The sequence below is a fragment of the Ramlibacter montanisoli genome (assembly GCF_013087525.1).
Lineage (GTDB): Bacteria > Pseudomonadota > Gammaproteobacteria > Burkholderiales > Burkholderiaceae_C > Ramlibacter > Ramlibacter montanisoli.
This window is the reverse complement of record NZ_JABFCS010000002.1, coordinates 12,019-24,431: the sequence shown is the minus strand read 5'-3', so window position 1 is coordinate 24,431 and position 12,413 is coordinate 12,019. Positions and strand designations below refer to the sequence as shown.

Genomic DNA, 12,413 nt, shown 5'->3' with positions numbered 1-12,413 from the left:
ACCTGTTCGCGCTGCTGCCGGAAGGCGGCCGGATCGAGCGGGGTCGTGGCGTCCGGAGGAAGGACGGTCTTGAGCGTGCGGAAGGCGCGCTGGTAGATCAGTTCGGACACGCGCGCGTCGATCACGCGCGCCACCACCGGCTGCGCCTGGGCGGGGAACACGGGGAGGATCTCCTGCACGGCGCGCGTGCGCTCCTGCGCCAGCGCGCGCGCCTCCTTCAGCACCATCGGCAGCGTGGTGGTCGTTTCGCGGCCGGCGCGCGCCGCCTCCTCCGACATGAAGGAGGTCTTGAGCAGCGCGCCGAGGCCCTCGCGCATGGCGGCGCGCTCGCGGGACAGGCCGAAGCGCTGCTCGCCTTCCAGCCACACGATGCCGGGCTCGCCGTGGCCGCCGAAGGCGGTTTCGAACTGCCTGCGGAATTCGACGAAGGCCGTGCCGGACTGGTTCTGCAGCTGCTGCAGCGTGTCCGGCCCGAGCAGGCGCATGCGCTCGACGCGCTGCAGGATGTGCTGGTAGGCGGGGCCGAGCTGCAGCGTGCCCTGGCGCATCCAGTCGTTGCGCCCCTTCCCTAGCAGCGCCGCCTGGTCGTCGAGCAGCGCGTGCACCGCCCGGTAGCGCTCCAGCGTGCGGTCGAAGGGCACCGGCCGCGCCGGCGGATCGAACAGGCCGGTGCTGCGCTCCACCAGGCCCTGCTCCAGCGCGAACAGGTCGTTGGTGTTCAGCAGGCGGGTGTGCAGCGCGCCCATGGCCTTGAGCAGCGAGCAGCGCGCGGCCCATTGCAGGCGTGCCTGCATCAGCGCGGGCTGGATGTTCACTTCGTCGCCCACCTGGAACATGCGCATGGCGCCGTCGAGCGCCCCGGGCAGCTCCTTGCCGAGGGTGTAGGCCACCAGCTTGCGCAGCTGCTCCGGCTGGCCGCCGCCGCTGTACTGCAGCGACAGGAAGGACTGCACGGCGTCATCCAGGCGCTCGAGGTTCACCACGTAATCGGCGACCGCCAGGAACTCGGGCATGTCCTCGGCGGCGGCGGTGAGCTTGCGCTCGGTGGACTGCGGCACCGGCGACTGGCAGTCGGCCCCCATCAGCAGGTCGCCGGTGCCGCGCACCAGCGGCACGCCGGTCAGGCGGCTCGCGCGCGCATAGAGCTCGCGGCGCACGGTCTCCACCACGATGTCGCTGAACTCGCGCTCGAGGCGCGACTGGATCTGTTCCTCCAGGCTGTCGAAGGCCTGCCAGGAGCCGGGCAGGAACACGGTCCACATCGAATCGCGCTGCAGCCGCTCGGTCGCCGAGAGCAGCGCGAGCGCCTTGCGCCGGTACCACTCCGGGTCGACGGCTTCGCGGAACTGGGCGCGGGCGCGGAAGTGCGCGTCGGCATTGAGCTGCATCAGCGTGCGCGTGAGCTCCTGGCGCCAGCTCCCGAGCTCGTAAGCCGCCACGCAGATGCCCAGCGCCCACGCGGCCAGCAGCACGTAGGCGGCGGTGACGAGCAGCCCATGGCGACGCACCGCGCCCACCAGGCGCTGCAGCAGCGGATGGATCATGGCGTGCCGGCGCTTCGGGGCGCGGGCGGTTGCAGGAGTTCGCGCACCGGCCACGTCTGCCAGAACCAGAGCGCTTCGGACAGCACCAGCAAGGCGGCCGCCACCCCGGCGACGCGCAACCACGGCCGCCAGCCCGCACGCGCGCGCTGCACCTCAGTGGAGCCTGGAGTTTCCGCCGTCATCACATCCCCTCGCTTGAATGCAGACCCGCAAGGCTAAGGACTGCGGCGCGGCTCCCTGTCAGGATTTATCCGAAGGACCTGTCGGACGCGGCTGTCAGATTCAGATGCCCGCGGGCTTGCGCATCATCTTCATCCGATCGACGGCCTTGACGGTGACCTGCCGGATCGTCGATCCGTTCATCACGGTCAGGCGCACTTCCGCATCGGGCGCCGGCCGTGCCCACAGCTTCTTGTAGAAGCCCTCGAGCGTGCTGACCTTCTCGTCGTCGATCGCAAGCACGACGTCGCCGGGCGAGAGGCCTGCTTCCTGCGCCGGGCTTTCGCGGCTCACGCGCACGATCTGCACGCGCCCACCCTGTTCGGTGGAACTCAGTCCCAGCCACGGGCGGCGACTGACCTGCGTGCTGCCGGTCTGCTGCATCTCGGCGAGGATCGGCTTGAGCAGGTCGACGGGCACGAACATGTTGCCGGGCATCTGACGCTGGTCGCCCATCGCGTTGCCGACGAACAGGCTGCCGATGCCCAGGAGTTCGCCGCGCGGGTTGAAGAGGGGCGCGCCGCTGTGGTTGCGCAGGGGCGGGCTGGTGAACAGCGCGTTCTCGATGTGGTATTCCCAGTAGCCGGAGAAGGGCCGTGCGCTCACCAGGCGCGTGAGGCCCATGCCGCCGTCTTCTCCACCGGTCGCGGCGACCAGGGGCGTTTCCAGCGCGATGCCACTGGCGGCGCCCAGCGCCACCGGCTGGATGCCGCGCAGCGGAAGAAGCGCGCGCACCAGCCCGAAACCGGTGGCCAGGTCATAGCCTATGGGCCGGGCCGGAATCACGCGGTTGTCGTGCGTGGTGACCTGGATGCTGTCGGCCTCCAGCACCAGGTAGCCGATCGTGAGGATGAGGCCGTCCGGTCCGATCACCACGCCGGAGCCCGCGCGCTGGCGGCCCAGGGTCTCGGCCGAACGCGCGCCCTCTGCCGCCGTCACCTGCACGCCGACCACCGCTTCCAGCGCGCGGGTGATCGCATCGATGCTGGCTTGCGAAGCAGGCGGTGACGCCGCGATGGCCGGAGCGGCGATCAGGAAGGGCAGGGTCAGGGCCCCGGCAAGCCGGCGGGCAAGGCACAGGAAGGACATGGTGATCCCCGGAAGTGAACGCACAGGATGCGGCAAAAGGCGGCGCGCTGCAAGCCGGCCGCAATTGACCCCGGCCGTGCAATTGTTCGCGAATTGCGCGCGCTTTTTTTTGCATAATGCGCCGCACCCGAAGCGAAGGAAATTCCGTGGCCACTTATCTCGAACTGAAACAACAGGCCGAAAAGCTCCTGGCCGAGGCCGAGCGTGTGCGCGAGCAGGAAATCGCCGATGCGATCGCGGACGTGAAAAAGAAAATCGAGCTCTACGGATTGACCGCTGCCGACCTGGGATTCGCCCGGAATGCCGGCCCGGGCAATTCACGCGCGAAAGGCACCAAGGGGATCGTGAAATACCGTGGCCCCAATGGCGAGACCTGGGGCGGCGGCCGCGGCCGCAAGCCGCAATGGGTGGCCCAGGTCCTCAAGGAAGGCCGCAGCCTGGACGATTTCGCCGTGAAGAACGGCCGCTAGCCAGAGCGCGCTCAGGCGCGCAGGTCGATGGCGGGCTGGCCCAGCTCCGCCTCGTCGGCCGAGGCGGCCAGGCGGCGATAGGTCAGGTGGTAGGCGAGCACGCACAGTGCCAGCGCACCGAGCAGAAGGTCCGGACGCCCGGGAGCCAGTACCGCGGGAATCACCGGCACGGCCGCGCAGATCCACATCAGCATGGACACCGCCGCATTGCGCAGGTTGGGTGCGACCCCCTGCAGGCGCGGCTGGACGAACTGCGTGGCCACCAGGCTGTGCAGGTGCCGCCGGTCCGCTTCGCCCGGAGACCGACGCTGCTTGCGCCTGCGCACGATGCTGTAGACCACTTCCACGGTGGGATAGGCGCAGAGCAGCACGCTCGCCCAGGGCGACACGCCCGGGTTGCGGGCAAGCAGTTCCACCGACAGCCAGGCCAGCGCGAAGCCGGAGAAATAGGCGCCGCCGTCCCCCAGGAACAGCTTGCCCCAGGGGAAGTTCACCAGCCAGAAGCCGGCCACCGCCGCCGCCAGCACGAAGGCCACCGTGGCCAGCGGCATGTCGCCGACCGACATCGCGATGGCCGCCAGGGCCAGCGAGGAGATGATCACCGTGCCGCTGGCGAGCCCGTGGAAGCCGTCGATGATGTTGACGGCGTTGGCCACGCCGCCCACGGCGAAGGCCGTGAACAGCACCGCGACCGGCCACACGGACAGCAGGACGTCCGCCACCGGCACGTCGACGCGCGTGAGGCCGATGCCGGTCCACAGCGCCGCGAGGCCGCCGCTGCCCATGGTGACCAGCAGGCGCGTGCGCACGCTCACCCGCTTGGTGACGTCCTCGGTCAGGCCCACCAGCAGGGCCGGCATGCCGGCCAGCAGGATGGTGGACAGCAGGTTGGTCTCGGCGCGTCCGGGCACCAGCAGCCAGGCGGCAGTGACGGCCACGTAGATCGCGATGCCGCCGACACGCGGCGTCGGGTTCGAATGGAATTTCTGGACGCCGCTGGGCAGGTCCATCGTCAGGTGGCCATGCTTGTGCGCACTGAGCACCAGGGCCTGGGCCAGGAGCAGCGAAATGACCAGCGTGATCGCAATCGCCATGGGTAAACCGAAGGAGAGCACGGTTTTCTATTCCTGTTCTGGTTCTGTGGGCGCGGGCGCCGTGCCAAGCTCAACACATCGTGTCACAGAGGGTCGCACTTTATTGCAACCACGCAGCGACCGCAATACCAATTTGGGCCGTGTAGCAAGCATGCGCCATTTCCATTGCAGAGCTCGAATTGCTTTCATTGGGGAAAGCAGCTCGGCAATTGAAGATTGGGAATAGCTTGGGCGGCATCAATGCTTTGCCGGCGTGCAGGCCGGGAGCATGCCGGTTCTCGCGTGACTGCGGTTCCATCTACAGCATTTCCGGGGTGGGAAGCGCTGGAGTCTCAGGGTCGCTGTGCTCGGCCGGTGTGTCCAGCTGATTCGACCGTCACCGTTCACCGCTGCACCTTCAGAGCGGTGATGCCGGAAGGTGGCGGGCGCGATGAAGAATTCCCCGGAGGGCCAATTCAAGGAAGAAGGGCTCGGGGTGGTCAGGCGCGCTGGTGCCGGAGGCCGGAATCGAACCGGCACGGTGTTGCCACCGGCAGATTTTGAGTCTGCTGCGTCTACCGATTTCGCCACTCCGGCAGCGTCTCGAGGGGGAAAAGAAATTATGGCACAGTGACAGCATGCAATATCCCACGATCGAGGATGCGATCGGCAGGACTCCGCTGGTGGTGCTGCAGCGCATAGGCGCGGCGGACAACGCGAAACGCGGCAACGTCATCCTCGGAAAACTAGAAGGCAACAATCCCGCCGGCTCGGTCAAGGACCGTCCCGCACTGTCGATGATCAAGCGCGCGGAGGAACGCGGCGAGATCAAGCCGGGCGACACCCTGATCGAGGCCACCTCAGGCAACACCGGGATCGCTCTGGCGATGGCCGCCGCGATCCGCGGCTACCGCATGGTGCTGATCATGCCGGAGGACCTGTCGATCGAGCGGGCGCAGACCATGAAGGCCTTCGGCGCCGAACTGCTGCTCACGCCCAAGAGTGGCGGCATGGAATACGCGCGCGACCTGGCCGAGAACATGCAGCGCGAAGGCAAGGGCCGCGTGCTGGACCAGTTCGCCAACGCCGACAACCCGCGCGTCCACTACGAGACCACCGGGCCCGAGCTGTGGGACCAGACTGGCGGCCGCATCACGCACTTCGTGAGCGCGATGGGCACGACCGGCACCATCACCGGCGTCTCGCGCTACCTGAAGGAAAAGAACGCGGAAGTGCGGATCGTCGGCGCGCAGCCGAACGAAGGGTCGCGCATTCCCGGCATCCGCAAGTGGCCGCAGGAATACCTGCCGAAGATCTACGATCCCACCACGGTGGACGAGCTGGTCTACGTCAGCCAGGACGAGGCCGAGGAGATGTGCCGCCGCCTGGCACGCGAGGAAGGCATCTTCGCCGGCATTTCCGCCGCCGGCGCCTGCTGGGTTGCGCTGCAGATCGCGCAGCAGGTGGAGAACGCCACCATCGTCTTCGTCGTGTGCGACCGCGGCGACCGCTACCTGTCCACCGGCGTCTTCCCCGCCTGATCCATGGGCGAGTACCGCTTCTGCCCGCAGTGCGCCACGGCGCTGGCGTGGATCGCGCAGCAGGAGGACGGCGGCGAAAAGCAGCGGCTGCGCTGCCCGGCCTGCAACTGGACGCACTGGAACAACCCGACGCCGGTGCTCGCCGCCGTCGTGCAGTACCAGGACCGCATCCTGCTCGCGCGCAACGCGGCCTGGACGCACAAGATGTACGCGCTGATCACCGGCTTCATGGAAGCCGGCGAGACGCCGCAGGACGGCATCGTGCGCGAGATCGAGGAAGAGACCAGCCTGCGCGCACTCTCGGTGGACCTCATCGGTGTCTACGACTTCCAGCGCATGAACCAGGTGATCATCGCCTACCATGCGGTGTGCGAGGGTGAAGTGAAGCTGTCGCCGGAACTGGTGGACTACCGCCTGTTCGCGTACGAGCAGCTGCGCTGCTGGCCGGCGGGCACCGGCTACGCGCTGGCCGACTGGCTGCGCAGCCGCGGCCTGGAGCCGCAGTTCATGGAACCGGTGCGGCCACCCGAGGAGAAGTAGCGATGCAGATCGACAAGGAAATCGACACCCGCGGGCTGAACTGCCCCCTGCCCATCCTGAAGGCGAAGAAGGCCCTGACCGACATGCAGAGCGGCCAGTTGCTCAAGGTGGTGTCCACCGACGGCGGGTCGCTGCGCGACTTCCAGGCCTTCTCCAAGCAGACCGGCAACGAGCTCGTCGAGCAGCAGACCGTTGGCGACGAGTTCATCCACGTGCTGCGCCGGCGCTAGCGTGCAGGCGGACCGGTGACGGCGGCCGACGAATCGCTGGTCGTGCTGCGCAATGCCGGCGGCGATGCAGCGAGCGTCACGCTGCACGGCGCGCAGCTGCTGTCCTGGGTCCCCGCAGGTGCTTCCGAACAGATCTACCGCAGCCCGCTGTCCGCGCCTGCCGCCGGCAAGGCCTGCGCGGGGGCGTGCCCGTCTGCTTTCCGCAGTTCTCCGAACGCGGTCCGCTGGCCAAGCATGGCTTCGCGCGCACCAGCCGCTGGGAGCTGGTGACGCAGCCGACTCCGGGCGCCACCGTCGCCGAAGCTCGCTTCCAGCTCGACTCCGCGATGGCGGCCGCAGCAGCCTGGGAGCATGCTTTCTGCCTCGTGCTGGTCGTGCGGCTGGGCCCGGGCTGGATCGAGCTCGAGCTGCAGGCCGCCAACACGGGCCGAACGGCCTTTGCCTTCACCGGCGCCCTCCACACCTACCTCGCAGTGCAGGACGTGCGCAGCGCCAAGGTGCTCGGGCTGCAGGGGCTGCAGTACGAGGACGCGACGCAGGCCAATGCCCTGGGCCGGCAGTCGGTGGCGGCGCTCACCTTCCCGGGCGAGATCGACCGCGTCTACCGGCAGGCGCCGGCGATGCTGCGACTGGAAGGCGGCGGGATGCCGCCGCGCCGCGTGCTGCAGGAGGGCTTCGTCGACACCGTGGTCTGGAATCCGGGGCCGGAGCGCGCGGCGCGCCTGGCGACATGCCGCCGCAGGACTGGCTGCGCATGCTGTGCATCGAAGCCGCGGTGGCGGCGCAGCCCGTGCAGCTCGCGCCGGGCAAGACCTGGCGCGGCCTGCAGCGGCTGGAAGCGGGCCCGCTCAGCCCTTGAGGGCCAGGGAGCGCAGGTAGTCGCGGAAGCTCGCGCCCACCTCGGGGTGCTTCAGCGCGAACTCCACGGAAGCTTCCAGGAATCCCTGCTTGCTGCCGCAGTCGTAGCGCTTGCCCTCGTACAGGAAGGCGTGGACCCCTTCGGTGGCGATCAGCTGCGCGATGCCGTCGGTCAGCTGGATCTCGCCGCCGCTGCCGCGCGGCTGGTTGCGGATGCAGTCGAAGACTGCCGGAGTGAGCACATACCGGCCTGCGACGCCCAGCCGCGACGGGGCCTTCTCGGGCGAGGGCTTCTCCACCATCTGCCGCACCTTCACCAGCCGCTCGCCCACCGGGTCGCCGGCCACGATGCCGTAGCGCTGCACGTGTTCCAGCGGCACCTCCTGCACGGCCAGCACCGAGGTCTGCACCTCCTGGAACACTTCCACCATCTGCGACAGCACGCCCGGGCCGCCTTCCGGGCCGATCATCAGGTCGTCGGCCAGCAGCACCGCGAACGGGTCGTTGCGCACGATGTGGCTGGCGCACAGGACGGCGTGGCCGAGGCCCAGCGAGCGGGGCTGGCGGACGTAGGAGCAGTCCATGTCCTCCGGCGCCAGCGTGCGCACCAGCGAGAGCAGTTCCTCCTTGCCACCCGCCTCGAGCTCGCTTTCCAGCTCGTAGGCCGTGTCGAAGTGGTCCTCGATGGCGCGCTTGTTCCGCCCGGTCACGAAGATCATGTGGCGGATGCCGGCTTCGTAGGCCTCCTCCACCGCGTACTGGATCAGGGGCTTGTCGACGATCGGCAGCATTTCCTTGGGCTGCGCCTTGGTGGCGGGCAGAAAGCGGGTCCCGAGGCCGGCGACGGGGAAGACCGCTTTGGTGACAGTGTGAAGTTTTTCATCGACCGCCTGTGGGGTTGTGGCTAGAGTGTGCCGACGCTGGCAACGGACGGACATTTTCCCCAAGAAGTGGTCCTTGCGGTGAAGACGGAGAACCTTCGTTTTGGACATCCTTCTGCTCGAGCGGCTGGTGCCGGAAGCGCACGCGTGGCTGGAAGCGCGCCACCGCGTGGCGTACCGGCCCGAACTGGCGCAGGACCTCGGGGCCCTGCGCAAGCAGCTGTACAACGTGCAGACGCTGGTGCTGCCGCGCAAGGTGGTCGTCACGCGCGAGTTCCTCGATTTCGCCCCGGTGCTGCGCGGCCTGGCCCGCATGCACGTGGGCACCGACAACACCGACCTGGAAGCCTGCCGCGAGCGCCGCATCCGGGTGGTGCAGGCGATCAACGCGCACGTGCGCTCCAACGCCGAATACCTGCTGGCCAGCCTGCTGCTGCTGTTCCGGCGCGGCATCGGCACCTCGATCAAGGGTGACCGCACGGCGCCCGCCACGCTGGGCCGCGAGATCCATGGCAGCACCATCGGCATCCTCGGGCTCGCGCCGTCCGCGCACGCGCTGGCGATGATGCTCGATGGCATGGGCGCACGGCTGATAGGCTACGACCCCGCCGTGCACCACACCGCCGCCACCTGGCAGCGCCTGCGCATCCAGCCGGTGGGCCTGCAGGAGCTGATGGCGCAGTCGGACGCTGTGTCGGTGCAGGTGCTCTATGCCTCGCGCTACGAACGCTTCGTCAACGACAAGGTGCTGGCGCACTGCAAGCCGGGGCAGGTGTGGGTCGGCACGACCCGCTCCTCGCTGTTCGACCCGGACGCGCTCGCACGGGCGCTGGGCGACGGCCGCATCGAGGCGGCCATGCTGGATGGCGGCGAAGCCGGCTTCGCCGCGCGCGGCACGCCCCTGCACGAGCAGCGCAACCTGTTCCTCACGCCGAGGCTGGGGTCCTACACGCGCGAGTCGCGCGTGCGCGCCAGCTGGTACGTCGCGCAGCGCCTGCACGAGGTGCTGACGGCGCCGCGCAACTCGGGCTTCGAGCCGATCCTGAGCGCCTCCATGGGCCTGGACTCGGTGGCGCCGCCCGAAAGCCAGCCCGCGCCACTGTCCGATCGCGCGCCGCTCTCGGACAACGCGCCGCTGCCCGACGAGCGCTGATCAGCCCAGGCGCTGCAGTTGCGCCTGCACCTTCTGCAGCGTGGCGGTGAATTCGGCGATGCGCTTGCGCTCCTGCTCGATCACCGCGGGCGGCGCCTTCGCCACGAAGGCTTCGTTGGCCAGCTTGCCGGTGGCCTTGGTCAGTTCGGTCTGCAGGCGCGTGGCTTCCTTGCCCAGGCGCGCCTTCTCGGCGGCCACGTCGATCTCCATGTACAGGCACAGGCGCGCCTCGCCCGCCACGGCGACCGGCGCGGCCTGCGCGGCCGCGGCCCAGGTCGCTTCGTCGTCGAAGATGCGCACTTCGCTCAGCTTGGCCAGCGCCTGCAGCACGGGGCCGCTTCGCGCATGAACGCGGCGTCGCCCAGCACGTACGCGGGCAGGCGCGTGCCGGGTGACACGTTCATCTCGCCGCGCAGCGTGCGGCAGACATCCACCACCGCCTTGAGCTTGTCCATCCAGGCTTCGGCCTCCGGACTCACGTTGGCCGGATTGGCCTGCGGGTAGGGCGCGACGCTGATCGACTCGCCGGTCTTGCCGGCGACGGGCGCCACCGTCTGCCACAGTTCCTCGGTGATGAAAGGGATCACGGGGTGCGCGAGGCGCAGGATCGCCTCCAGCACCCGGATCAGCGTGCGGCGCGTGCCGCGCTGCTGCGCGGCGCTGCCGGTCTGGATCTGCACCTTCGCGATCTCGAGGTACCAGTCGCAGTACTCGTCCCACACGAACTGGTAGATCGTGTTGGCGACGTTGTCCAGGCGGTACTCGGCGAAGCCCTTCGCCACCTCGGCCTCGGCCTGCTGCAGCCTCGAGATGATCCAGCGGTCGGCGAAGGTGAGGCTGGCGTCGGCCTCGGACAGGTCCTGCCCCTCGCAGTTCATCAGCACGAAGCGGGTGGCGTTCCAAAGCTTGTTGCAGAAATTGCGGTAGCCCTCGCAGCGCTTGGAGTCGAAGTTGATCGAACGCCCGAGCGTCGCCAGCGCCGCGAAGGTGAAGCGCAGCGCGTCGGCCCCGTAGGCCGGGATGCCTTCGGGGAATTCCTTCTCGGTGTTCTTGCGCACGGCGGGCGCGGTCTCGGGCTTGCGCAGCCCGGTGGTGCGCTTGTCCAGCAGCGGCGCCAGCGCGATGCCGTCGATCAGGTCCACGGGATCGAGCACGTTGCCTTCCGACTTGCTCATCTTCTTGCCGTGCGAGTCGCGCACCAGGCCGTGGATGTAGACGTGGCGGAAGGGCACCTGGCCGGTGAAGTGGGTCGTCATCATGATCATCCGGGCGACCCAGAAGAAGATGATGTCGTAGCCGGTCACCAGCACGCTGGACGGCAGGTACAGGTCCATGTCCTTCGTCTTCTCCGGCCAGCCGAGCGTGGAGAAGGGCACCAGCGCGGAGGAGTACCAGGTGTCCAGCACGTCGGGGTCGCGCACGAGCTTCTTGCCGGGCGCCTGCGCCTGCGCTTCCGCCTCGGTGCGCGCGACGTAGACCTCGCCCTGCTCGTCGTACCAGGCGGGGATCTGGTGGCCCCACCAGAGCTGGCGCGAGATGCACCAGTCCTGGATGTTCTTCATCCACTGGTTGTAGGTGTTGACCCAGTTCTCCGGCACGAAGCGAACCGCGCCGCTGTCCACCGCGTCGATCGCCTTCTGCGCGATCGACTTGCGCGTGGGGTCCTGCGGGCTGACCTTGGTCATCGCCACGAACCACTGGTCCGTGAGCATGGGCTCCACCACCTGGCCGGTGCGGGCGCAGCGCGGCACCATGAGCTTGTGCTTCTTCGTCTCCTCCAGCAGGCCATGCGCCTCGAGGTCGGCCACCACCTTCTTGCGCGCGACGAAGCGGTCCAGGCCGCGGTAGGCGGCGGGCGCGTTGTCGTTGACCTTCGCGTCCAGCGTCAGCACGCCGATCATCGGCAGCTGGTGGCGCTGCCCCACCGCGTAGTCGTTCGGGTCGTGGGCGGGCGTCACCTTCACCACGCCGGTGCCGAAGGCCTTGTCCACGTACGCGTCGGCGATGACCGGGATCTCGCGGTCGCACAGCGGCAGCTTCACGTACTTGCCCACCAGGTGACGGTAGCGGTCGTCCTCGGGATGCACCATCACGGCCACGTCGCCCAGCATGGTCTCCGGCCGGGTGGTCGCGACCGTGAGGTGGCCGGAACCGTCGGCCAGCGGATAGCGGATGTGCCAGAGGAAGCCGTCCTCCTCCTCGCTCTCCACTTCCAGGTCCGACACGGCGGTCTTCAGCTCGGGGTCCCAGTTGACCAGGCGCTTGCCGCGGTAGATCAGGCCCTGGCGGTACAGCTGCACGAAGGTCTCGGTCACGATCTTCGAGAGCTTCCGTCCATCGTGAAGTACTCGTGCGACCAGTCCACGCTGTCGCCCATGCGGCGCATCTGCGTGGTGATGGTGTTGCCCGACTTCTCCTTCCACTCCCAGACCTTCTGCACGAAGTTCGGGCGGCCGAGGTCGTGGCGGCTGGTGCCCTGTTCCTGCAGCTGGCGTTCCACCACGATCTGGGTGGCGATGCCGGCGTGGTCCGTGCCGGGGACCCACAGCGTGTTGAAGCCGCGCATCCGGTGGTAGCGCGTCAGGCTGTCCATGATGGTCTGGTTGAACGCGTGGCCCATGTGCAGGGTGCCGGTCACGTTCGGGGGCGGCAGCTGGATCGCGAAGGAGGGCTCGCCCGCCTGGGGCGCGCCGGTGCCGCGGAAGCCCGCGCGCGCGTAGCCGCGCTGCTCCCACAGCGGGCCCCACTTGGACTCGATGGCGGCGGGTTCGAAGGACTTGGAGAGGCTGTTCAGGCCGGGTTGTTCGGTGCTCAC

10 protein-coding genes, 1 tRNA gene and 3 pseudogenes are annotated in these 12,413 nt (G+C 68.6%); 8 read left to right on the top strand and 6 right to left on the bottom strand.

The window, feature by feature from the left end; genetic code table 11:
- Window positions 1-1,540: 1,540 nt before the first annotated feature.
- Together HK415_RS22335 and HK415_RS22330 are read right to left on the bottom strand one after the other, a co-directional pair.
- Entirely contained in the window at window positions 1,541-1,726 is a 186-nt protein-coding gene (locus HK415_RS22335; protein WP_171563618.1) for a hypothetical protein, read from the bottom strand.
- A 100-nt stretch (window positions 1,727-1,826) separates the two neighbouring features.
- The gene (locus HK415_RS22330; RefSeq protein ID WP_171563617.1) at window positions 1,827-2,852 is read right to left on the bottom strand and encodes a S1C family serine protease; all 1,026 of its coding nucleotides are present in this window, start codon (window positions 2,850-2,852) and stop codon (window positions 1,827-1,829) included.
- A 146-nt stretch (window positions 2,853-2,998) separates the two neighbouring features.
- Here HK415_RS22330 and HK415_RS22325 point away from each other — a divergent pair, with 146 nt between their 5' ends.
- The gene (locus tag HK415_RS22325; RefSeq protein ID WP_309246874.1) at window positions 2,999-3,322 is read left to right on the top strand and encodes an H-NS histone family protein; all 324 of its coding nucleotides are present in this window, start codon (window positions 2,999-3,001) and stop codon (window positions 3,320-3,322) included.
- 11 nt (window positions 3,323-3,333) lie between these two features.
- Here the strand turns inward: HK415_RS22325 and HK415_RS22320 are convergent, their stop codons facing one another.
- Both HK415_RS22320 and HK415_RS22315 read right to left on the bottom strand, forming a co-directional pair.
- Window positions 3,334-4,416: an MraY family glycosyltransferase gene (locus HK415_RS22320; protein WP_171563615.1), complete on the bottom strand. Its 1,083-nt coding sequence runs from the start codon at window positions 4,414-4,416 to the stop codon at window positions 3,334-3,336.
- Window positions 4,417-4,905: 489 nt separating this feature from the next.
- Window positions 4,906-4,992 (bottom strand) — tRNA-Leu (locus tag HK415_RS22315).
- A 41-nt stretch (window positions 4,993-5,033) separates the two neighbouring features.
- Between HK415_RS22315 and cysM the strand changes: the two genes are divergently transcribed.
- The 6 genes and pseudogenes from cysM (at window position 5,034) to HK415_RS25975 (ending at window position 7,565) form a co-directional block, all read left to right on the top strand.
- Window positions 5,034-5,936: a cysteine synthase CysM gene (gene cysM / locus HK415_RS22310; protein WP_171563614.1), complete on the top strand. Its 903-nt coding sequence runs from the start codon at window positions 5,034-5,036 to the stop codon at window positions 5,934-5,936.
- Window positions 5,937-5,939: 3 nt separating this feature from the next.
- Complete coding sequence (locus HK415_RS22305) at window positions 5,940-6,476, top strand: NUDIX hydrolase (RefSeq protein ID WP_171563613.1); 537 nt, start codon at window positions 5,940-5,942, stop codon at window positions 6,474-6,476.
- A gap of 2 nt (window positions 6,477-6,478) precedes the next feature.
- Window positions 6,479-6,706 carry a sulfurtransferase TusA family protein gene (locus HK415_RS22300; protein ID WP_171563612.1) on the top strand — a complete coding sequence of 76 codons (228 nt, stop codon included), beginning with the start codon at window positions 6,479-6,481 and terminating at the stop codon, window positions 6,704-6,706.
- 15 nt (window positions 6,707-6,721) lie between these two features.
- Complete coding sequence (locus HK415_RS25750; protein ID WP_253262378.1) at window positions 6,722-6,976, top strand: hypothetical protein; 255 nt, start codon at window positions 6,722-6,724, stop codon at window positions 6,974-6,976.
- Window positions 6,892-7,374, top strand: a pseudogene (locus HK415_RS27350) (aldose epimerase family protein); the annotation flags it as partial. The gene HK415_RS25750 and the pseudogene HK415_RS27350, both read left to right, overlap by 85 nt.
- 62 nt (window positions 7,375-7,436) lie before the next feature.
- Entirely contained in the window at window positions 7,437-7,565 is a 129-nt protein-coding gene (locus tag HK415_RS25975; protein WP_256373127.1) for a hypothetical protein, read from the top strand.
- On the opposite strand, the pseudogene galU reads toward HK415_RS25975, so the two are convergent.
- Window positions 7,555-8,430: pseudogene (gene galU / locus HK415_RS22290) on the bottom strand (UTP--glucose-1-phosphate uridylyltransferase GalU); the annotation flags it as partial. The gene HK415_RS25975 and the pseudogene galU sit on opposite strands and share 11 nt — an antisense overlap.
- 118 nt (window positions 8,431-8,548) lie before the next feature.
- Between galU and HK415_RS22285 the strand changes: the two are divergent.
- The gene (locus HK415_RS22285) at window positions 8,549-9,598 is read left to right on the top strand and encodes an NAD(P)-dependent oxidoreductase (protein WP_171563610.1); all 1,050 of its coding nucleotides are present in this window, start codon (window positions 8,549-8,551) and stop codon (window positions 9,596-9,598) included.
- Here the strand turns inward: HK415_RS22285 and HK415_RS22280 are convergent.
- Window positions 9,599-12,413, bottom strand: a pseudogene (locus HK415_RS22280) (valine--tRNA ligase). It abuts the gene before it with no gap.

Excerpts from the sequence above, each read along its gene's own strand:
- HK415_RS22335 (WP_171563618.1), bottom strand. The coding sequence starts at position 1,726 with ATGACGGCGGAAACTCCAGGCTCCACTGAGGTGCAGCGCGCGCGTGCG.
- HK415_RS22330 (WP_171563617.1), bottom strand. The coding sequence starts at position 2,852 with ATGTCCTTCCTGTGCCTTGCCCGCCGGCTTGCCGGGGCCCTGACCCTG.
- HK415_RS22320 (WP_171563615.1), bottom strand. The coding sequence starts at position 4,416 with ATGGCGATTGCGATCACGCTGGTCATTTCGCTGCTCCTGGCCCAGGCC.
- cysM (WP_171563614.1), top strand. The coding sequence starts at position 5,034 with ATGCAATATCCCACGATCGAGGATGCGATCGGCAGGACTCCGCTGGTG.
- HK415_RS22305 (WP_171563613.1), top strand. The coding sequence starts at position 5,940 with ATGGGCGAGTACCGCTTCTGCCCGCAGTGCGCCACGGCGCTGGCGTGG.
- HK415_RS22300 (WP_171563612.1), top strand. The coding sequence starts at position 6,479 with ATGCAGATCGACAAGGAAATCGACACCCGCGGGCTGAACTGCCCCCTG.
- HK415_RS25975 (WP_256373127.1), top strand. The coding sequence starts at position 7,437 with ATGCCGCCGCAGGACTGGCTGCGCATGCTGTGCATCGAAGCCGCGGTG.